The sequence below is a fragment of the Streptomyces sp. NPDC006711 genome, from assembly GCF_042869775.1.
In the GTDB taxonomy this organism is placed as follows: Bacteria; Actinomycetota; Actinomycetes; order Streptomycetales; family Streptomycetaceae; genus Streptomyces.
Window position 1 is genome coordinate 118834 of record NZ_JBIAGO010000006.1, and the last position, 20316, is coordinate 139149.

Annotated in this window: 21 protein-coding genes, 1 pseudogene and 1 riboswitch; of the genes and pseudogenes, 7 read left to right on the forward strand and 15 right to left on the reverse strand. The window is 72.1% G+C overall.

Annotation, left to right across the window (positions count from 1 at the left end; all coding sequences use genetic code 11):
- Positions 1-409: 409 nt before the first annotated feature.
- Positions 410-1045, reverse strand: a complete 636-nt coding sequence (locus ACFYM2_RS15060) for a TetR/AcrR family transcriptional regulator (protein ID WP_358999572.1) — start codon at positions 1043-1045, stop codon at positions 410-412.
- 111 nt (positions 1046-1156) lie between these two features.
- On the opposite strand from ACFYM2_RS15060, the gene ACFYM2_RS15065 reads away from it, so the two are divergent.
- The 4 genes from ACFYM2_RS15065 (at position 1157) to ACFYM2_RS15080 (ending at position 6297) form a co-directional block, all read left to right on the forward strand.
- On the forward strand, positions 1157-2713 hold the full coding sequence (locus ACFYM2_RS15065) for a long-chain fatty acid--CoA ligase (protein ID WP_388836408.1): 1557 nt from the start codon (positions 1157-1159) through the stop codon (positions 2711-2713).
- A 17-nt stretch (positions 2714-2730) separates the two neighbouring features.
- Positions 2731-3900, forward strand: a complete 1170-nt coding sequence (locus ACFYM2_RS15070; RefSeq protein WP_388836411.1) for an acyl-CoA dehydrogenase family protein — start codon at positions 2731-2733, stop codon at positions 3898-3900.
- A 121-nt stretch (positions 3901-4021) separates the two neighbouring features.
- On the forward strand, positions 4022-5353 hold the full coding sequence (locus tag ACFYM2_RS15075) for an MFS transporter (protein ID WP_358999580.1): 1332 nt from the start codon (positions 4022-4024) through the stop codon (positions 5351-5353).
- Positions 5354-5565: 212 nt separating this feature from the next.
- A complete protein-coding gene (locus tag ACFYM2_RS15080) occupies positions 5566-6297 on the forward strand; it encodes a GNAT family N-acetyltransferase (protein ID WP_358999583.1) in 732 nt (243 codons plus the stop codon).
- Positions 6298-6424: 127 nt separating this feature from the next.
- Here the strand turns inward: ACFYM2_RS15080 and ACFYM2_RS15085 are convergent, their stop codons facing one another.
- Entirely contained in the window at positions 6425-7258 is an 834-nt protein-coding gene (locus tag ACFYM2_RS15085) for an SGNH/GDSL hydrolase family protein (RefSeq protein ID WP_358999586.1), read from the reverse strand.
- A 226-nt stretch (positions 7259-7484) separates the two neighbouring features.
- Between ACFYM2_RS15085 and ACFYM2_RS15090 the strand changes: the two genes are divergently transcribed.
- Entirely contained in the window at positions 7485-7739 is a 255-nt protein-coding gene (locus tag ACFYM2_RS15090) for a holin (RefSeq protein ID WP_388836414.1), read from the forward strand.
- 52 nt (positions 7740-7791) lie between these two features.
- Here ACFYM2_RS15090 and ACFYM2_RS15095 read toward each other — a convergent pair whose 3' ends face one another.
- The 8 genes and pseudogenes from ACFYM2_RS15095 to bioB all read right to left on the reverse strand — a co-directional run bounded on the left by ACFYM2_RS15095 (position 7792) and on the right by bioB (position 15016).
- Positions 7792-8814, reverse strand: coding sequence for a hemolysin family protein (locus tag ACFYM2_RS15095; RefSeq protein WP_388456997.1), 1023 nt, complete (start codon positions 8812-8814; stop codon positions 7792-7794).
- Entirely contained in the window at positions 8811-10166 is a 1356-nt protein-coding gene (locus ACFYM2_RS15100) for a hemolysin family protein (RefSeq protein ID WP_358999595.1), read from the reverse strand. The genes ACFYM2_RS15095 and ACFYM2_RS15100 overlap by 4 nt, the downstream gene beginning before the upstream one ends.
- Positions 10167-10335: 169 nt before the next feature.
- A pseudogene (locus tag ACFYM2_RS15105) lies at positions 10336-10551 on the reverse strand (GNAT family N-acetyltransferase); the annotation flags it as partial.
- Between the two features lie 88 nt (positions 10552-10639).
- Positions 10640-11320 carry a class I SAM-dependent methyltransferase gene (locus ACFYM2_RS15110; RefSeq protein ID WP_388836417.1) on the reverse strand — a complete coding sequence of 227 codons (681 nt, stop codon included), beginning with the start codon at positions 11318-11320 and terminating at the stop codon, positions 10640-10642.
- 115 nt (positions 11321-11435) lie between these two features.
- Entirely contained in the window at positions 11436-11798 is a 363-nt protein-coding gene (locus tag ACFYM2_RS15115; protein WP_388836420.1) for a VOC family protein, read from the reverse strand.
- A complete protein-coding gene (gene bioD, locus ACFYM2_RS15120; RefSeq protein ID WP_388836422.1) occupies positions 11798-12490 on the reverse strand; it encodes a dethiobiotin synthase in 693 nt (230 codons plus the stop codon). The genes ACFYM2_RS15115 and bioD overlap by 1 nt, the downstream gene beginning before the upstream one ends.
- 2 nt (positions 12491-12492) lie before the next feature.
- Positions 12493-13803, reverse strand: coding sequence for an adenosylmethionine--8-amino-7-oxononanoate transaminase (locus tag ACFYM2_RS15125; RefSeq protein ID WP_388836425.1), 1311 nt, complete (start codon positions 13801-13803; stop codon positions 12493-12495).
- Positions 13796-15016, reverse strand: coding sequence for a biotin synthase BioB (gene bioB / locus ACFYM2_RS15130; RefSeq protein WP_358999610.1), 1221 nt, complete (start codon positions 15014-15016; stop codon positions 13796-13798). The genes ACFYM2_RS15125 and bioB overlap by 8 nt, the downstream gene beginning before the upstream one ends.
- 145 nt (positions 15017-15161) lie before the next feature.
- Here bioB and ACFYM2_RS15135 point away from each other — a divergent pair, with 145 nt between their 5' ends.
- On the forward strand, positions 15162-16304 hold the full coding sequence (locus ACFYM2_RS15135) for an 8-amino-7-oxononanoate synthase (protein ID WP_358999613.1): 1143 nt from the start codon (positions 15162-15164) through the stop codon (positions 16302-16304).
- A gap of 34 nt (positions 16305-16338) precedes the next feature.
- Here the strand turns inward: ACFYM2_RS15135 and ACFYM2_RS15140 are convergent, their stop codons facing one another.
- A complete protein-coding gene (locus ACFYM2_RS15140; RefSeq protein ID WP_358999616.1) occupies positions 16339-16560 on the reverse strand; it encodes a DUF397 domain-containing protein in 222 nt (73 codons plus the stop codon).
- Positions 16561-16591: 31 nt separating this feature from the next.
- Positions 16592-17446 carry a helix-turn-helix domain-containing protein gene (locus tag ACFYM2_RS15145; RefSeq protein ID WP_388456984.1) on the reverse strand — a complete coding sequence of 285 codons (855 nt, stop codon included), beginning with the start codon at positions 17444-17446 and terminating at the stop codon, positions 16592-16594.
- Positions 17447-17709: 263 nt separating this feature from the next.
- Here ACFYM2_RS15145 and ACFYM2_RS15150 point away from each other — a divergent pair, with 263 nt between their 5' ends.
- Positions 17710-18144 carry an ATP-binding protein gene (locus ACFYM2_RS15150; RefSeq protein WP_388456982.1) on the forward strand — a complete coding sequence of 145 codons (435 nt, stop codon included), beginning with the start codon at positions 17710-17712 and terminating at the stop codon, positions 18142-18144.
- Between the two features lie 46 nt (positions 18145-18190).
- Here the strand turns inward: ACFYM2_RS15150 and ACFYM2_RS15155 are convergent, their stop codons facing one another.
- The 3 genes from ACFYM2_RS15155 to ACFYM2_RS15165 all read right to left on the reverse strand — a co-directional run bounded on the left by ACFYM2_RS15155 (position 18191) and on the right by ACFYM2_RS15165 (position 20134).
- Positions 18191-18664, reverse strand: a complete 474-nt coding sequence (locus ACFYM2_RS15155; protein ID WP_358999624.1) for a C40 family peptidase — start codon at positions 18662-18664, stop codon at positions 18191-18193.
- A gap of 4 nt (positions 18665-18668) precedes the next feature.
- A riboswitch (cyclic di-AMP (ydaO/yuaA leader) is annotated at positions 18669-18852 on the reverse strand.
- A gap of 337 nt (positions 18853-19189) precedes the next feature.
- Complete coding sequence (locus ACFYM2_RS15160) at positions 19190-19498, reverse strand: hypothetical protein (RefSeq protein WP_350229116.1); 309 nt, start codon at positions 19496-19498, stop codon at positions 19190-19192.
- A gap of 6 nt (positions 19499-19504) precedes the next feature.
- Positions 19505-20134 (reverse strand): ATP-dependent Clp protease proteolytic subunit, encoded by a 630-nt coding sequence (locus ACFYM2_RS15165; protein WP_358999627.1) that lies wholly within the window; start codon positions 20132-20134, stop codon positions 19505-19507.
- Positions 20135-20316: the final 182 nt, after the last annotated feature.

Here is a 20316-nt window from a genome sequence, read left to right on the forward strand (position 1 = left end):
GTTCCCGCAGTACCTGCCGGGATTTGAAGTACCCGGATCCAGCGCGCGCAACCAGAGGATCTGCGAATGACCGAAAAGCGTGCGAAGCGAAATCTGCCCGTCCGTTTCGACTGCCCCGCACGTAGCCGGAATTACTTTCACGCGCAGAAACAACACTTCTTCGGGGTGCGCACGGATATGCCCTGCCGAGCGATGTGGAGTACCGGCCACCGGGCTGATCTCCGCGCCATGCGTACCGGAAAGTCGCGACTGCGCCGTCAGGCACCGAAGCCGGTCGCGCCACCCTGAACACCGAACACGGCGTCCGGCGTGCGGCGCGTGCGGCAGGCTGTGCCCTCTGGCCGCGGGCCCGACCTACCGACCGCCCGTCCCCGGGCAGCACTTGGGGACATCGGGTCCCGGCAGCCATTTACGGCCGCGCCAGATCCAGCGCTCCAGGAGCGTCCGCCGGGGTGAGCCCGGTGGCCCAGACCCGGCCGTACACGGACAGATCCCGCAGGTGCGCGGTGATTTCCTCGGCGGCGTAGCCGGTGTCGCACTCCACCCACCAGGACAGCAGGCCGACCAGTTCGCCGGTCCAGGCGCGGGCCACGACGTCGAGCGGGACGCGCGGCGTGACGCCAAGCTGCTCGGCACGGGTACGGAAGACCTTCTCGGCCTGCGCGCAGATGATCCCGGTGAACTCGCGCAGCGCCCGTCCGTCGCCCTCGCCGCGCAGGATGACCCGGTAGACGGACCGCTCCTGCTCGGCGTGCTGGAAGACGTACAGCACGGGAAGACCGGTGAAGCCCTTGTCCTGGGCCTGTTCCACGGCCGGCAGGAGCCGTTCGCGGTCCTCGGAGAGGTCCTGCACGATCCCCACCAGCAGGTCTTCCTTGTCGCGGTAATGCCCGTAGAAGGTGGCGCGTCCGACGTTCGCGCGCTCCGCGATCTCCTCGACCGTGATCGCGTGGAACCCCTTCTCCAGCACCAGATCGACCAGCGCCGTGCGCAGGGCGGCGCGGGTCCGGCGGACGCGCCGGTCGCCGGCGGGCTTCGTTTCCACGGGGGTCTCCTTGTCGTCCGGACCATTGACCTGACCTTAACGCTGGCCTTACGTTGCTGGACGCCAAGCTAGATACCAGACAGTTTGTTCAGTAACTCGCAGGGAGCGACGATGAACCTGGGGCGCTACGTCCGTCGGGCGGCGGGTCACCAACCCGATGCCGAAGCCGTGATCTGCGGTACGAACCGGCTCACGTACGCGGAACTGGACGACCACAGCGACCGGCTCGCGGTCGCCCTGCGCGGGCTCGGCCTGCGTCAGGGCGACCGCGTGGCGACTCTCGCCGGGAACAGGGCCGAGCTGGTCGTGACGGAGATCTCCCTGTACAAGGCGGGGTTGGTGCGCGTTCCGATCAACGCGCGACTCGGCGCCCCTGAGGTGTCCCACCTGCTGCGCGAGTCGGATGCCCGGGTGCTGTTCGCGGACAGCGACCATCTGGAGGCCGTACGCGTCGCCCTGCCCGGCACCGGCACGGAGACGGTCATCGGCTACGACGGTCCTAGTGCTCTCGGGCCCGCGTACCTGGACATGTTGTCTGAGAATGCCCCTGAACCGGTGGACGTGGAGTGTGCCGAGCGCGACGCCGCCGTTCTCCACTTCACCTCGGGGTCCACCGGCAGGCTCAAGGCCGCGGTCCAGACGTACGGCAACCGTCTGGCCCTGCTGCGCAAGATGGTGATGAGCGTCGACGCCCGGGTCGGCCCCGGGGACAAGCAGGTCCTCGCCGGCCCCGTCACGCACGCTTCCGGCATGCCGCTGCTCGGCATCTTCTTCACCGGCGGCTGCGCGGTGGTTCTGCCGCGCTGGGACCCCCGGGAATTCCTCGCCACCATCCAGCGCGAGCGCGCCACCCATGCGTTCGTCGTCCCGACGATGGTCAACAGCGTGCTGGCGCTGCCCGACGCCCACACCTACGACACCTCCAGCCTGCGCCAGCTGATCTACGGCGCCGCACCCATGTCCCCGCAACGGATCCGCGAGGCTTGGGAGTTCTTCGGCCCGGTGCTGTCTCAGGGCTACGGATGCGGCGAGACGACCTCCGGCGTGCTGTTCCTCTCCACCGAAGATCACCGCCGGGCCGTCGAAGGCCAGGACGAGGAACTGCTGCTGTCCTGCGGGCGCCCGCTCGCCGAAGCCGAGGTGGCGATCCTCGGCGAGGACGGGACTCCGCTTCCCGACGGGGAGATCGGTGAGATCGCCGTACGAGGTCCGGATGTCGTCCCCGGCTATCTGGGCGCGCCCGACCTGACCGCCGCCTCCTTCCGCGACAGCTGGTTCCTCACCGGCGATCTCGCCCGCCGCCGCGCGGACGGCTATGTCTTCATCGTCGACCGCAAGAAGGACATGATCGTCTCCGGTGGGTTCAACGTCTACTCCGTCGAGGTCGAGTCCGTCCTGCACCAGCACCCCGACGTCTACGAGGCGGCCGTCGTCGGCGTCCCCGACGAGCAGTGGGGCGAGGCGGTCAAGGCGGTCGTCGTGCCGCGCGAGGGAACCGCGCCGGCCGCGTCCGACCTCATCGACTTCTGCGCCGGCCGACTGGCCCGCATGAAGAAACCGCGCTCGGTCGACTTCGTCACCGCGCTGCCCCACAACCCCAACGGCAAGATCGACCGCCGCGCGATCCGTGACCACTACTGGGCCGGCGCCGACCGCCGCGTCAACTGAACCGAAAGCACCCCTTCATGACTTTCACCCTCGAACCCTCCTACGACGACAACCCCCGCCTTCAGGAACTCATCGTCCGCCTGCGTGGCTACCTGCGCGACGAACTGGTCCCCTTCGAGCGCGAGCGCGGCATCACGGCTGAGAGCACACTCGATCGCCCCACCCTTCAGAACGTCTGGAAGCGCAGCCGTGAACTCGGCTTCTACGGCGTCAGCCTGCCCGTCGAGCTCGGCGGCCAGGGTCTGAGCTTCTTCGAACTGTGCGCCCTGAAAGAGGAGTTGACTGCCTCCGGCGCCACCCTCTCCCACTCGGTCCTCGGCGACATGGGGGGACCGCTGCGCGTCGGCGCCATCGTGAAGTACGCCACCGAGGAGCAGCGCGAGCGATACCTCATGCCCGTCATCCGGGGCGAGCGCGCCTGCTGCTTCTCCATCACGGAACAGGACGCGGGCTCCGACGTACGCCGGATGACGACCACCGCCACACCGGACGGCGGCACATACGTCCTCAACGGCAAGAAGGTCTTCAGCTCCGCTGCGCCCTTCGCGGACTTCGCCATCGTCGTGGCCCGCATGGCCGGCGCCGAGGAGACATACAGCGCCTTCCTCGTCGACCTGGACACCCCCGGCTGCCGCGTCCTGGAAGGCGAAGTCCCCATGTCCGGACAGCGGGTGGAGGGCGACCTGCTCTTCGAGGACTGCCGGATCCCGTCCGGCAACCTGCTCGGCGAGATCGGCCAGGGCCTGCGCATCGGCATCGGCCGTATCACCCTCAATCGCCTCCTGCACTGTCCGTCCCTGATCGGCGCGGCCCGCCGCGCCTGGGACCTGTCCTTGGACCACGCGATGAACCGCGTCGTCTTCGGACAGCCGCTGCTCGCCCACCAGGCCATCCACCACAAGATCGCCGAGATGGCCACGGAGATCTACGCCGCCCGGTCGATGGTGATGGCGACGGCGGCGAAGGCCGACCGGGGCGACAACGTCTCCGTCGAGGCCAACATGTGCAAGCTGTTCACTTCCGAGGCGTGTTTCCGCGTCGCGGACCAGGCCGTCCAGATCCACGGCAAGGCCGGGCTGACCCGGGGCAACGAGGTCGAGCAGATCTTCCGCAGCCTGCGCATGTTCCGGATCGTCACCGGAACCACCGAGATCCACAAGAACGCCATCGCCAAGGGCCTGATCTGACCCCAGGCCGGCGGTGACTGAGGGCGGTGCCGAGGGCCCCTCGCAGCCGGGGCCCGCGCATACGGGGATCCGCCCCCGGCCGCGCGGCCCCCTGCTCCACCCCCACCCGCAGGAGTCGCCCATGACACCCCGCCCGCTCACCCCCGCGACCCGGCGAGGGGACGAGGCCACCGCCGCCCCCACACCTGTTGGCCGCAGGGCATGGCTGATCACGGCCATGGTCGTGGCCTTCATGGTCATCAACTTCGCCGACAAGTCCGTCCTGGGCCTCGCCGCCGTACCGATCATGGAAGAGCTGGACCTCAGCAACAGCACCTACGGACTGGTCTCCAGCTCCTTCTTCTTCCTCTTCAGCCTCTCCGGACTGCTCGTCGGATTCCTCTCCACCCGGATCTCCAGCCGCGTCCTGCTGTTCTGCATGGCCCTGCTGTGGACCGTGGCACAGCTCCCGGTCCTTGCCGTGTCCTCGGTGGCCTCCTTGATGGCCGGGCGCATCCTGCTGGGCGCCGCCGAGGGACCGGCGGCCTCGATGTCGATGCACGCCCTGTACCAGTGGTTCCCGCCCGAGCGCCGGGGCCTGCCATCGGCCCTGCAAATCGGCGGGGCGGCGCTCGGCACGCTCATCGCGGCGCCCCTGGTCACCTGGCTGATCGAGGGCTTCGGCTGGCGCTCGGTCTACGCCGTCCTCGCCGTGGTCAGCGCGGCATGGGCCACGGTGTGGTGGCGGACCGGGCACGACGGGCCGTACGACCACACGCGCGCCGGCTCCACGAGCGGCGTCGGCCTCAGACTGCCCTACAGCCGGATTCTGCTGACCGGCACCGTCCTCGGCGGTATCTCCAGCGCCTTCGGCGCGCAGTGGGCGCTGTCCCTCAGCCATGCCTGGCTTCCCGCCTACTTCAGAACCGAGCTGGGCATGTCGGCCGGGGCCGCCGCCACCGTCATCAGCGTCATCTCCGGTTTCGGACTGATGCTGCTGCTGGCGATCTCGCCCTTCGTGGACGCGTTGAAGTCCCGTGGTGTGAGCAGCCGTTGGTCCAGTGGGGCGGCCCAGGGCATCGCCGTGTGCGTGTCGGGCTGTGCGATGGCGGTGTTCCCGCTCGTCGACGCGCCCGGCCCCCGGCTCGTCCTGATCGCTCTGGCCTTCGGCGGCGCCGCCATCGTCATCCCCCTGCACTACATGACGACGGCCGAGGTCGTCCCGCCCGCACAGCGCGGCGCCGTTTTCGGCATCGCCGCCGCCACGGGCACCCTGCCCGGTCTCATCGCGCCGTTCCTGACCGGGCGCCTCATCGACGCGGCCGACAGTCCGGCCGCGGGCTACACCACCGCGTTCCTCATCGCCGCCGCGGTGATGGTCACCGCGGGCGCCTTCGCCCTGACGGCCATCCGGCCGGAGCGCGACGCCCACCGTCTGGGCCTGGAGCGCGCCGTTGCGGACCCCGCGCGCTGACCGTCCTCAGCCGCACGGGCGGGAGAAGCGCGTCACCTGCCGGCTGCGGGCGGCTTCGGGCGGACCCGAGGGAATGCGCGGCGGCCCCCTGGGCTTTCTCCGGAGGGGCATTCGGGGAAAGACTCCGCACGGGCCGATACCGAAGCCGGCCCCGCCCCGGCCGGCCCGCGCCGACCCTCCGCCCCGCCCGACCCGCTCCGAACGAGGAGATCATGCACCACGCCGCCGCCCACACCGAGCACCCGGCGCATCCGCTGGACAATCCCGCGTACGCCTCGCTGACCGGGCCGCACGCCCGGTTCGCCGAGCGGCGGGGGCGGGTGGTGCGCTACCGGACCGACGTCTCGCCCTGGCTCGCGCTGCCCCTGCGGCCGGACGCCACCGACTGGGCGGACCTCGCGGCGCTCGCCGGGCCCGGCGCGGAGCTGGAGCTTCCGGGGGTGCGGGCCCCGCTGCCCGAGGGCTGGCAGGTCACCTTCGACGTGGCGGGCGTGCAGCTCGTGGGGGAAGCCGTGGACGCCCGGCCCGACGAGGAGGCGGTACGGCTCGGCGCGCGGGACGTTCCCGAGATGCTGGCCCTCGTGGAGCGCACCCGGCCCGGGCCGTTCCTGCCCCGCACGGTGGAACTCGGCACCTATCTGGGCATCCGGCGCGGCGGCCGGCTCGTCGCGATGGCGGGGGAGCGGCTGCGTCCGCCGGGCTGGACCGAGATCAGCGCCGTCTGCACCGACGACGACCACCGCGGCCAGGGCCTCGGCTCGCGCCTTGTGCGTGCGGTCGCCGTGGGCATCAGGGAGCGGGGTGAAATCCCGTTCCTGCACACGGCCGCCGCCAACACCGGCGCCATCCGGCTGTACGAGTCCCTGGGCTTCCGGCACCGGCGCGCCACCCGGTTCGTCGGCGCCCGGGTGCCGGAGCGGGACACGGGCTGCTCCCGGCCCTGACGGGCGGACTGCCGCCCAGGCACGGGGAGTTGGCAGGCTGGCGCCCAGGCAGGGGGAGTTGACGGCGGGACCCGGCCGCGTCCCGGTACGCGCGGAGCCTCAACCGCCGCCCGTACCCGCCGAGCACTCAGTCCTCCACCCGGCGCCACTCGTGCACCGGCGCCGTCGAGCCGTCCGCCGGGCCGACCCAGAACGCCCGGCCGTGTTCGGCGCTGTAGTGGGCGCCGCTGCGGCCGTCGCCCGATGAGCGGCCGGTGAGGCGGCGCCCGATCCAGGGCACCAAGTGCTGCCGGGCGAACCGCAGATCGGCGGTGCGGCTCGCGGCCCACCGGGGCCGGACGGCGGGCGGCAGCGGGGCGCGCCAGTCCTCCTGCGGGTCCAGACCGAGCGTCTGCCAGACCGCTTCGGCCACCCTGCGGTGCCCCGCCGCCGTCAGGTGCAGCCGGTCCACGTCCCACAGCCGCTGATCGCCGAGGACCGGCGCGCCGTACAGATCGACCACCAACGCCCCGTGCCGCTCGGCGAGTTCGTCGACGTGGGCGAACAGTTCCTCCATGCGGGGCCGGAAGCGCTCCATCACCGGCCCGTCGCGTCCCGGGCTGCGCATCAGGACCAGCTGCTCGCACGCGGGCGCGAGCTGTTCGACCGCGTCCGACAGGAGGGCGCGTACCCGGCCCATGTCGCACTTGGGGCGCAGGGTGTCGTTCAGGCCGCCCACCAAGGTGATGATGTCCGGCCGCAGCGCCGCGGCGGCCGGCACCTGCTCCTGGACGATCTGCCCGATCAGCTTGCCGCGCACCGCGAGGTTGGCGTAGCGGAAACCGGGCGTGCGGGCCGCAAGGCGGGCGGCGAGCAGGTCGGCCCAGCCCCGGTAGGACCCGTCGGGAAGCCGGTCGGACATGCCCTCGGTGAAGGAGTCCCCGACCGCGGCAAAGCTGGTGTATGGCGCATTCATCTCCATGGCGCTGCGATCGTACCGCGCGGTAGCAACGCCCGCCCGGGCGATGGCCGCCCCCGCGACGGGCCCACCCCGACCGTGATCACATCGAAGCCGGCCGCCCCCTGTGCGCGGCCCCGCTTCCGCGGTATGCCAGGTACACCTCACCTTTTCCGGGCCCGCCGGCTTGCCACGGGCCCGCACCTTTCGGACCGAGGCCGCGACGGCCCCGTGAGAGAGCGAGCATGCGATGTTGTTCACCGCGGCCTTCTGGCAGGCCACCGCCGAGCGTGCCATCCGCACCTTCGCCCAGGCGCTCGCCGCCGTCCTGACGGCGGGCGCGACCAGTCTGCTCGACGTCCACTGGACCGCCGCGTTCGCGACGGCGGGGATGGCGGCGGTCCTCGCCGTCCTGATGGCGGTCGGGTCCGCGGGGCTCGGGGCGTCGGGCCCCGGCCTCACCGAGACCACGAAACCGGCCCGCCGCGCGAGCACGGCACGGTGAGCGGCGCCGGCGCCGACCCTTCGAGCGCCGGGCCCAGCACCCCCGCGCCCCGCTAGGCCGTGGCCGCCGGCGGCCCCACGAGTTCCCGGAGCACGTCCTCCATCGTGACCAGGCCCGCGAGCTTGCCGTCCTCGCCGACGGCGGCCGCCAGATGCGTACGGCTGCGGCGCATCGCCGTGAGCACGTCGTCCAGCGGGGTTTCCGCGCGGACCCGGGCGATCGGCCGCAGCGCCGTGACCGGGAAGGCCACATCGCGCGGGGACGCGTCCAGGGCGTCCTTGACGTGCAGATAGCCGAGGATGCGGCTGTCGTCGTCCACGACGGGGAAGCGGGAGAACCCGGAGCTCGCGGCCAGCCGCTCCAGTCCCTCAGGGGTGGTGCCGACCTCGGCCCGCACCACCTCGTCCAGCGGCACCACCACGTCACGCACCGGGCGGCGCCCCAGCTCGAGGGCGTCGCGCAGCCGCTCGGCGGCCCGGTCGTCGAGCAGGCCCGCGTCGCCCGCGTCGGTCACCAGACGGGCCAGCTCGTCGTCCGAGAACGCCGCCGCGACCTCGCTCTTGGCGTCCACCCTGAGCATTCGCAGGATCGAGTTGGCGAAGGCGTTGATCGCGAAGATCACCGGACGCAGCGCCCGGGCCAGCGTCACCAGGGGCGGCCCGAGCAGCAGCGCGGTGCGCGCCGGCTCGGCGAGCGCGACGTTCTTCGGCACCATCTCGCCGAGCAGCATGTGCAGATACGTCGCGACCGCCAGGGCGAGCACGAAGGAGACCGGGTGGATGAGTCCGTCCGGCACACCGACGGCGTCGAAGACCGGCTCGACCAGGTGCGCGATGGCCGGCTCCGCGACCACGCCGAGCACCAGGGTGCACAGGGTGATGCCGAGCTGCGCGGCGGCCATCAGGGCCGAGACGTGTTCAAGGCCCCAAATGACGCTGCGCGCACGGCGGTCGCCGTCCTCGGCGAGCGGTTCGATCTGGCTGCGGCGCACGGAGATCAGGGCGAACTCGGCTCCGACGAAGAACGCGTTGACGACCAGAGTGGCCACACCGATGAGAATCTGGATCGCGATCACCGGCGGGCCCCCTCGTCGCCTTCGTTGTCCTCATCGCCCTCGCCGTGGGTGTGCGGCGCGTGCAGCAGAACGCGCGCCGCGCGCCGCCCGGTCGCGTCGACCACCTCCATGCGCCAGCCGCCCAGCTCCACACGGTCGCCGAGCCGGGGGATCCGGCCGAGCTCGGTGGCCACCAGGCCGGCCAGGGTCTCGTAGGGGCCGTCCGGCACGCGCAGCCCGATCGAGGCGAGCTGGTCGTCGCGGGCCGCGCCGTCGGCGGAGTACAGCGTCCTGCCGTCGGCGTCCTGTCCCGCGGCCGCGAGATCGGGGGTCTCGTGCGGGTCGTGCTCGTCGCGGACCTCGCCGACGACCTCCTCCAGGATGTCCTCCAGCGTGACCACGCCGGCGGTGCCCCCGTACTCGTCGATGACGACGGCCATCGTCCGCTTCCCGTACAGCTGGTCGAGGAGGCGGTCCACGGTCAGGGTCGTCGGCACGAGCAGCGGTTCGCGCAGCAGCGAGGTCACCGGGCGCAGGCGCCGGCGCTCGGCGGGCACCGCCAGGACGTCCTTGATGTGCGCTATGCCCACCACCGAGTCGAGGCTGCCCCGGTAGACGGGGAAGCGGGACAGGCCGGTGGCGCGGGTCGCGTTGGCGACGTCCTCGGCGGTGGCCTGCACCTCAAGGGCCGTGACCTGGACGCGCGGGGTCATCACGTTCTCCGCGTTGAGCTCGGCGAGCGTGAGGGAGCGTACGAAGAGTTCGGCGGTGTCCGCTTCGAGCGCGCCCTCCTTGGCCGAGTGCCGGGCCAGGGCGACCAGCTCCTGCGGGCTGCGCGCGGAGGCCAGCTCCTCGGCGGGTTCCAGGCCGAAGCGGCGCACCAGATGGTTGGCCGAGGTGTTGAGATGGCTGATCAGCGGCCGGAAAGCGGCGCTGAACGCGCGCTGGGGGGCCGCGACGACCTTGGCGACGGCCAGCGGTGAGGAGATGGCCCAGTTCTTGGGGACCAGCTCGCCGACGACCATGAGGAACACGGTGGAGAGCGCCATTCCGAGCACCAGGGCCACCGAGGCGGCCGCCGACGCGGACAGGCCGAGCGACCTGAGGGGCCCGGTGAGGAGCCCCGCGATCGACGGTTTGGCCAGCATGCCGATGACGAGCCCGGTGACGGTGATGCCGAGCTGCGCGCCGGAGAGCTGGAAGGTGAGGCTCCGTACGGCCTTGAGGGCACTGGCCGCGCCGCGTTCCCCGCGCTCGACTGCGCGTTCCAGATCGCTGCGCTCGGCGGTGGTGAGGGAGAACTCGGCGGCCACGAAGACCGCGCACACCAACGAGAGCAGTACGGCCGCGAGGAGCAGGAGCACTTCGGTCATCGGGTCACCTCCGTCCCATGATCGGCCAGGCGGAGGCGGCGCGCGCGGTGTCGCGCGGCGGTACGGGTACGGGGAGGCTCGCCCATGGGCGGACGCTCACACCTTTCGTCGGGGGGACGGAGATCCACCTATGGTAAAGCACTGGCAAAGTGCGGGCCTGTCCGTTCGTTCAGCCCAGTGGCTTCACCCACCGCCGCCACTGTTCCTGCCGCTCGTACCCCGAGGCCGCCCAGGCATGCCGGGCCCGCTCGTCGCGCACCAGCACCATGGCGTCCGCCCGGCGCCCGCCGACGGCGACGAAGCGCCCCTGGTGCCCTCGGCGGCCGTCTTCCAGAAGGCCGGCACCGCGTCCAGGCCATCGGGCCCGGCGGCCCGGATGCGCAGCTCGTTCATGGCGTCATCCCACCACCGGGTCCGGGTCCGGGGTGAACCGTTCTGGCATGCGGACACCGCGCTGGGGGGCCGGACAGGCCTCAGTCCCCCGGGCCGGCCGCCGGGCGCCGCGCCACCCCGAGTACGCACGGCGACGACGGCAGGGCGACGCCCCGCTCGGGCACCCTCAGGCGGCGGTGGCCGACGATCTCGAAGCCCGCCGCCTCGATCGCGTCCAGCGGATCGCGCGCGGTGTGGCAGCCGCCGAACAACAGCGGCCACACCGTGTGGTCAAGGACGTGCTGCACGCCGGCCAGCGTCCGGCCCCGCGCCCTGCCGTGCTCGAAGAAACGCAGCTCACCGCCCGGGCGCAGCACGCGCCGGATCTCGCCGAGCGCGCGCGGCAGATCGCGTACCGAGCACAGCACGAGCGAGGCGACCGCCGCGTCGAACGCCTCGCTCTTGACCGGCAACGCCTCCGCCGCGCCCGGCACCACGTCCACCGGCACATCGGCCCCCAGCGCCGCCCGCACCGCCAACTGCCGCAGTGTGCGCTCCGGTTCGAGCGCCACCACCTCGGACACGGCACGCGGGTAGTGCGCGAAGTTCAGCCCGTTTCCCGCGCCGATCTCGATGACGCGTCCGCTGAGCCCGGCCAGCAGCTCCGCGCGGTAGCGGGCGATGCCCGCCTTGTGGTCGGCCGCCTCGCTGTAGCGCGCGTAGAAGCGGGCGAAGACGGGGTGGTGCACGGCATCCGGGGTGATCGTGGTGCGCTGCGCCATGGCGGACCTCCTGTACCTGCCGACAGCCGGCCGGAGGCGCCCGGCGGGTCGGGGTCGAACGCCTGCCCGGACGTGCGGACACCTCCTACCGGGATTGTCCCCGTGCCGCGCCCGCTCATCCGTCGCCGGACTCCACGAAGCGGAACTCGTTGCCCTCCGGATCCCGCATCACCTGGAACGCGCCCCGCGCGTCGGTCACCGTCGCGCCCACCGGATGCGCCCCGCGCCGTACGGCCGCCGCCCGGGCCCGGCCCACGTCCTCGACCACCAGATCCAGGCGCAGCCGGTTCTCGCCCGTCGTGACCCGCGCCCCCTGCTGGAAGGCGAGCCGTGGCGCGCCCGGCGGATCGACATGCGCCCAGGCGGAGTCCCGCACCACCGGGCGCCCGCCCAGCAGCGCCGCCCAGAACCGGGCGAGCCGCCCCGGGTCGGCGCAGTCCACGACGAGCTGCCCGAGGCGGGCTCGTAACACAGCCATCAGATACTCCAAACGCCGCCGAGCGCCGGGGCGAGCCAACCGGCCGCGCGGGTACGGAAGTCGGTGGGCGCCAGCCGTCCGGCGCCCTCGGGGACGAGGCCGGCCAAGGGTGCGCCGGCCGCGTCGGGCAGGTCCACGAGATTGCACCGCGCGGCCAGGTCCGGCTCCGCGGGCCAGCTGCCCACCACGACACCCGCGCAGGCGAGCTCCCGGGCTCGCAGGGCCTCGCCGGTGAGTGCCGTCGCGTTCAGTGTGCCCAGACCGGCGGTCGCCACCACCAGGACGGGGGCGTCGAGCATCCGGGCGGCGTCCGCGAGCGTGCCGCCCTCCTCGTCGAAACGGACCAGGAGCCCGCCCGCTCCCTCGACCAGGACGAGATCGTGCTCGGTGGCCAGCTTGGTTGCCGCCCCGGCCACGTCCTCGGGCCGCACGGGCGTCATGCCGGCCCGGCGGGCCGCGGTCGCGGGCGCCAACGGCTCGGGGAACCGGGCCAGTTCGGCGCCGGTCACCGCCTCGCCCGCGAGCCGCCGCACCTCGAAGACGTCGCCGGGCTCACCCGGCGCGACACCCGTCTGGGCCGGTTTGAGCACGGCCACCGAACGGCCACCGGCGAGCGCCACTGCGGCGAGCGCGGCCGTCGTGACCGTCTTGCCGATCTCCGTGCCCGTACCGCTCACGACCAGAATCGTCATCTTCAGCCCTCCCGCGCCGCCGCGCACACCGCACGGCAGATACGCGCCAGATCGTCGTCGCCCGTCACATAGGGCGGCATCGTGTAAACAAGATCCCTGAACGGCCGCAGCCACACGCCCTCGCGCACGGCCGCCGCGGTCGCGGCCGCCATGTCCACGTCGTGGTCTAGCTGCACCACACCGATCGCGCCCAGGACGCGCACATCGCGTACGCCCTCGATCGAGCGGGCCGCGCCGAGCCCGTCGAGCAGCCCCGCCTCGATCCGCTTGACCTCGGCGCGCCAGTCCTGGCCGAGCAGCAGATCGACCGAGGCGAGCGCCACCGACGCGGCCAGCGGATTGCCCATGAACGTGGGGCCGTGGGCGAGCACCGGGACGTCTCCCGAGGAGATGCCGTCGGCGACCTCGCTCGTGCACAGCGTGGCCGCCATCGACAGATAGCCGCCGGTCAGCGCCTTGCCCAGACACATCACATCCGGTGAGATCCCGGCGTGTTCAGCCGCGAACAGCTCCCCGGTGCGGCCGAACCCGGACGCGATCTCATCCAGCACGAGCAGCACGCCGTACTCGTCGCACGCCTGGCGCAGCACCCGCAGATACGCGGGCGCGTGGAAGCGCATGCCGCCCGCGCCCTGCACCACCGGCTCCACGATCACCGCGGCCAGCTCGTCGGCGTGCCGCGCGATCGTCTCGCGCAGCTCACGGGCGTACGCCTCGTCGAACTCCGCGGGCGGCGCGCCCACGAACAGCTGCCGGGGCAGTGCGCCCTGCCACAGCTCGTGCATCCCGCCCTCGGGGTCGCACACCGACATCGGCTGCCAGGTGTCGCCGTGGTAACCGCCACGCCAGGTCATCAGGCGCTGCTTGCCGGGCCGCCCGACCGAGCGCCAGTACTGGAGGCACATCTTCACGGCGACCTCGACCGCGACCGAACCGGAGTCGCTGAGGAAGACGTGCTGAAGCGGTCCGGGCGTGATCTCGACCAGCCGGGCGGCGAGCCGGACGGCGGGCTCATGGGTGAGCCCGCCGAACATCACATGACTCATCCGCTCCAGCTGGCCGCGCGCCGCCTCGTTCAGCACCGGGTGGTTGTAACCGTGCACGGCCGACCACCAGGACGCCATGCCGTCGATCAACTCCCGCTGCCCGTACGCCGGTTCGGCCAGGCGCAGCCGTACGCCCGACGCCGACTCGACCAGCAGCTGCTCCTGGCGGCCCGGCATCGGGCCGTAGGGATGCCAGACGTGCCGGCGGTCCAGGTCGAGCAGGTGCGCGGGGGAGAGGTCGGGCCGTGCGGGGGAGAGCTCAGGCATTGGGCGCGAGATCCGTCCCCGCGCCACGGCGGCGCACGGCCACCAGATCGGTGCGCGCCGTCTCGGCGGCGGGCGCCTGCTCGGGCAGCTCGGCGCCGTGGCCGCCGCAGGGCCCGCAGCCGCCGCCCTCGTGGGAGCCGCAGCCACTGTCCTCGTGCGAGCCGCACCCGGCGGACGCCGTACCGGGGGCCCCGGCGGCGAGCGCGTCGGCGCGGTGGCGCGGCAGGGTCGTGGTGCCCGCGCCCTCCACCTCGAACCCGGCGTCCGCGATCATGTCGAGGTCGGCCTGGCCCGCCTGGCCCTCGCTGGTGAGGTAGTCGCCCAGGAAGATCGAGTTGACCAGGTGCAGCGCGAGCGGCTGCATCGAGCGCAAATGCACCTCACGGCCGCCCGCGAGACGGACTTCGACGTCCGGGCAGACGAAACGGGTCATGGCGAGGATGCGCAGGCAGCGCTGGGGGGTGAGGTTCCACTCCTTGCCGAGGGGGGTGCCCTCGAACGGGATGAGGAAGTTCACCGGCACCGAGTCCGGGTCGAGCTCGCGCAGCGAGAAGACGACGTCGACCAGGTCCTCGTCGGACTCGCCCATGCCCGCGATCAGACCCGAGCAGGCCGAGAGCCCCGCGCCGTGCGCCTTGGTGACGGTGTCCACGCGGTCCTGGTAGGTGTGCGTGGTCGTGATGTCCCCATACGTCCCCTCGGACGTGTTGAGGTTGTGGTTGTACGCGTCGGCCCCGGCGGCGCGCAGCCGCTCGGCCTGGCCGTCGGAGAGCAGCCCGAGACAGGCGCAGACCTCGACGCCGTCGTTCTGCTCCTTGATCGCCTCGATGGTCTCGGAGACCCGGGCGATGTCACGGTCGGTCGGCCCCCGGCCGCTGGCCACCAGGCAGACCCGCTTGGCGCCGCCCGCCACGCCCGCGGCCGCCGCTTTGGACGCCTCGTCGGGCTTGAGCCAGGTGTATTTGAGGATGTCGGCCTTGGAGCCGAGCCGCTGGGAGCAGTACGAGCAGTCCTCGGGGCACAGACCCGACTTCAGATTGACCAGATAGTTCAGCTTCACCCGGCGTCCGAACCACTGGCGGCGCACCTTGCCGGCCGCGGCCACCACATCGAGCAGTTCGTCGTCGGACGTCGCCAGTACGGCGAGCGCCTCTTCGCGGGTCGGCAGTTCGCGCCGCAGCCCCTTGTCCACCAGCGTGTTCAGCAGGTCCATGGCGCCGATCTTCGCGTACCGCACCGTCCCTGGCCAAGGTAGGTATCCCACAACACCGGGGGTTTGAGGTGTGTGTATCGCCACACCCTGACCTGCCGGACCACCGGCTAGGGTCTGTCGGCAGCCTACAAAAAGGGACGCCACCATGTTGCGAGCGCCGTTCGACTGGATCGACCGCGAATCCCAGCGCCGCGAGCGCGCCGGCCTGGTGCGAACGCTCCGTCCGCGCGAGGCCGGGCAGGAGCTGCTGGACCTGGCGAGCAACGACTATCTGGGCCTGACCCGGCATCCGGCGGTGACGGCGGGCGCGGCCGACGCGGCCCGCCGCTGGGGCGCCGGCGCCACTGGATCCCGGCTCGTCACCGGCACCACCGCGCTGCACGCGGAGCTGGAGCGCGAACTCGCCGACTTCTGCGGCTTCGAGGCGGCCCTGGTCTTCTCCAGCGGGTACGCGGCCAACCTGGCGGCCCTGACCGCGCTCGGCCCGCACGGCTCCCTGATCGTCTCCGACGCGGGCAACCACGCCTCCATCGTGGACGGCTGCCGGCTCGCCCGCGCGCGTACGGACGTGGTGCCGCACGCCGATCCCGAGGCCGTCCGCAAGGCGCTCGACGCGCACGGCGGCCCCGCGCTCGTCGTCTCGGACACGGTGTTCTCGGTGGACGGCGACGCCGCCCCGCTGCCCCAACTGGCCGCACAATGCCGGGAGTTCGGGGCGGCCCTCGTGGTGGACGACGCGCACGGGCTCGGCGTGCTCGGCGCCGGTGGCCGTGGCGCTCCGTGCGCTGCGGGGCTCGCGGGCGCGGACGACGTGGTCGCCACCGTCACCCTGTCCAAGTCGCTCGGCAGCCAGGGCGGCGCGGTCCTCGGCCCCGCTCGCGTCATCCGGCATCTGGTGAACGCGGCCCGCACCTTCATCTTCGACACCGGGCTCGCCCCGGCGGCGGTCGGCGGCGCGCTCGCCGCGCTGCGGCTGCTGCGCGCGGAGCCGGAACGCGCGGGGCGCGCCCGGGCCGTCGCCGCCGAGCTGCACGCGCGCCTCACCTCGGCCGGGCACGCCGCTGTGCGCCCGGACGCGGCGGTGGTCTCCGTGCGGGCCCCCTCGCCGGAGGCGGCGGTGACCTGGGCCGCCGACTGCCGCACGGCCGGGCTCGCGGTCGGCTGCTTCCGGCCGCCGTCGGTGCCGGACGGGATCTCCCGCATCCGTCTGACGGCCCGGGCCGACCTGACGGAGCGGCAGATCGAGACGGCGGTGGGCACGATCCTGCGGACCGCGCCCACGAATTGAGTGCTACTGGTTCTCCCCATCAACTGATGGGTGATCAGTTCCCTTCTGACACCAGGCAGATGAAGCGGCGCCAGGCCGGCGTGCCGAAGAGCAGCGCGGGTCCCGCAGTGCGTTTCGAGTCGCGTACGGCCAGCAGCTCGCCATTGAGCCGTGCCGTCTCGACGCAGTTGTTCATGCCCACACTGCGACGCGGACGCCGCCACGCGGCCTGGGTGAGAAGGTGACTGGAAGGGACGTGCGCGGGATGCGCGGACATCATGCCTCCCCACTCGCCCGGCCCGGCCCGGTCATTCCCGGGCCATCAGGGCGATGAGATCCAACGAGTCCTCCATGGAGAGCGCGAGTGCCTGGACGGTCCGGAACGCGGCACCGTACGCCTCCAGGTCTTCTCTCCGCTCCAGATAGAGGCTACTCGTCAAGTGGTCGACAACGACCACATCCAGATCCGAGTTGGCCGGAAACGAAAACATCGTGAAAGGGCCGGTGAGCCCGACATAGCCGCCGTAATGGAAGGGGATGACCTGGAGCCGCACCTGGGGCAGGGCGGCCAGTTCCACAAGGTGGCGCAATTGCTCGCGCATGGTCGCGGGCCCGCCCACCCTGCGGCGCAGCACCGCCTCGTCCAGTACCGCGCTGAGCATCAGCGGGGGATCGGCGCGCAGCACCAATTGGCGGGCGATCCGCACCTCCACGAGGGAGTCGACCTCCTTCGGGGCGAGACCACCGAGCGCGGCCCGCGTCACCGCCCGCGCGTAGGCCGGCGTCTGCAACAGGCCCGGCACCACCGAGGTCTCCAGGGTCCGGGCCGAACGCGCCTGTGACTCCAGGCTGATGAAGTCCCGGTACTGCGGCGCCAGCAGCCCGCGGTACGCGTGCGTCCAGCCCGCCTCCGCGCCGCCCGCCGAATCCGCCAACGCGCCCAGCAGCGCCCGCAGTCGCGGGTCACGCACGCCGTAGGCGTCGAGCAGCCGGGCCACGTCCGCCGGCTTGACCCCGCTGCGGCCGGTCTCGATCCGGCTCACCTTCGACTGGTGCCAGCCGACGAGAGCGGCCGCCTCGCCACTGGTGAGCCCCCTGTCGTCGCGCAGCCGCCGCAGTTCCTCGCCGAGCTTGCGTCTGCGCACCGCCGGTCCGTGCCCCATGGCCGCCTCCTCTGGCTCTGTCGGCTCTGTTGCCTCCTTCGTCTTCGGCGATGGGTAAGTGTGGGCCCACATACGGTCTTCCGTCGCAGAGTTCACTGCTTTGAGCGACAGATATATGCATATCTTGGTGGATGGCGCCCGGGACCGGCACGATGAGTGCCACTCTGACGCGAAGCACAGTCCGAGGCCTGTCGTCCTCTCCGCGAGCGCTCATTCGCCAGGAGTCTCAGAGCCGGCCCGGGCGGGAAAGGGACAGCGTCGCCATGGCAGACCATCTCGAAGCAACCCTCACTCTGCCGAGCGATCCCGCCTCGGTCTCCGCCGCACGGCGCTACGCCGCCACGATCCTGGCCGACTGGGGCCTGCCGCCGGACGCCGACGCGGTCGACACGGTGCGGCTCATCGTCTCCGAGCTCGCCACCAACGCCGTGCAGCACACCTTCGGCCAGTCGCCCACCTTCACCGTGAACCTGAGTCTTGAGCGCGAGGAAGTGCTCAGGATCGGCGTCACCGACAGCCATCCGCGCTGGCCGAAACGATTGCCCGCGGCCGTGCAGCAGGACAACGGGCGGGGCATGGTCATCATCCGCTGGCTGGCCGCCGAATCCGGGGGCAGGCTGTCCGTCGAGCCCACGCAGGACGGCGGCAAAACGGTCTCGATCGCACTGCCGTGGCCGACGGCGGTCCAGGACGGATAACCGCCCGGGCCGGGGCGCGCCACCCGCGCCGGCTCCTGAGCGCCCGTCAGCCCACCCGCCCGTACCAGACGCTGTGGCTCCAGATCCGCTCCAGGCGCACCACGGTCCCGGACTTGGGCGAGTGCCAGATGCGGCCGCCCCCCGCGTAGATGCCGACGTGGTACACGCTGCCTCCGGAGTGGAAGAACACCAGGTCGCCGGCCTTGCGCGAGGAAGCGGAGACGTGCCGGGAGGTGTTGTACTGCTGCTGCGCCGAGCGGGGCAGGTGGCGGCCCGCCTGCTTGAACGAGTAGAGCGTGAGCCCCGAGCAGTCGAAGCGTGAGGGGCCCGACGCGCCGTACTGGTAGGGCGAGCCCTTCTTGGACGCGGCCACATGGAGCGCCCTGGCGGCCACGGCGGCGGCGTTCGCTTCCGGCGTGGCACCCGGTACCAGCGTCGTGGCGCCCGTCGCGGCGAGAGCGAAGGCACAGACGGTGCCCAGGCGGACAGCCAGGGACGGGATGTACGTCCGCGCGGTCATGCGCAACCCTTCGTCAAACCGCCTGCGAAGGATGACCTGTCGGGTTCGGACTGGCGAAGACGCCCGGCCGCGTGCGCGGCTTCACCCCGAGGGAGGGCCGGCTCACCGGCCCTCCCGAAGTACTCGGGTCCTCCACTCCTGCCGGTCCACTCCTGTCGACCAGTCGTCCGGAACGGCGGCAGGACTCGGCGTCCGCCCGGACCGCCTCGCCGAGGTGGCGGGGGCTTGTCGTCTCAGGGATCTTCACGCAACGACTGTCGGATTACCGGACCGAAACGGCTTTGTGTGAGACTGCTCACGCCTGCCCCATTCGGGTGGACACGGGCACTTCAACCCCTTCTCGACCGGTCCTGACCAGGCTCGTACCAGCTACGGAAGGATCGATTCCGCATAGGGGTGGCCGCCATAAGCAACTCATAAGGGTCAGTGGGTGGAGCCGCGGGTGGGCCGAAAGGGGGTACTCCATCTGGTCCGTTTCGCCTGCCCGGTGAGCGCGTCGAATGCCGCCCGGGCCGCGCGGCGCCTCTAACTCCCCGTCCCGGGTGGCACCGTGAGGCGGCCCGCGCGGCGCTCGCCGTCCAGGACGCGAAGCGCCCGTGTCAACGTGCTGGCGTGCACCCGTGTCTCCCCGCGCAGATGCATGAGGGTGAGGGCGTCCTTGAGCGCGGCCGCCCGTCCCACCAGGGCCTGCGCCGCCCGCAACGCGCTGTAGGTGTCATGGCCGTGCGCCGGGTTCACCCGGCCGAGCAGGTCGACCACTTCGAGATAGGCGTCGATGAACTCGCCTTCGGCGCGCGTGAGCGCGGGCAGCGGCGGCAGTTCCGGCGGCAGCACGGCGCCTCAGTTCCCGCGCGCGGAGGTCTTGCGGCTCTCCAGGACGTGGTCGGCGATCCCGTACGCCACCGCCGCCTTGGCGTCCAGGACCAGGTCCCGTTCGATGTCGGCGGCCACCTGCTCGGCGGCGCGCCCGGTGTACTGGGCCAGGAGCCCGGTCAACAGCGCGCGGCCGCGCAGTACTTCCGCCGCCTGGATCTCCAGATCGGACGGCTGGCCGCGCAGCGGCTCCTCCATGGCCGGCTCCTTGAGGAGCACCCGTGACGCCGGCTGCACCAGGCGCTTGCCCGGCGTCCCGGCCGCCAGGAGCACCGCCGCGACCGAACTCACCTGCCCCAGGCAGAACGTCTGCACATCGCAGCTGACGAACCGCATCGCGTCGTGGACCGCGGTCATGGCGGTGAGCGAGCCGCCGGGGGAGTTGATGTAGAGGCAGATGTCCCGGTCCGGATCGGCGTGCTCCAGGTGCATGAGCTGGGCCATCACGTCGTTGGCGGAGGCGTCGTCGACCGGTGTGCCCAGAAAGATGATCCGCTCCTCGAAGAGCTTGGAGTACGGATCGAGCGTGCGGACGCCGTTGGTGGTGCGCTCCTGGAACTCGGGCAGCACATAGCGGGCGGCGGGGCGGTGGTTCATGGCGTACCTCTCCTTGACCGGACCTCGGGGCGGCCTCCGTAAAAAACGTACAGGACGTACAGAAGCGCCGGGTTGAGCATCCGTCGGGGAGCACGCGCGAGGCAAGGGGCCAGGCGGCGGTTTCGCTGTGGGCGAGCGAGAGATCGCGCCGTCGGGTGCGGGGTCTGGCGCGATAGGCGCTC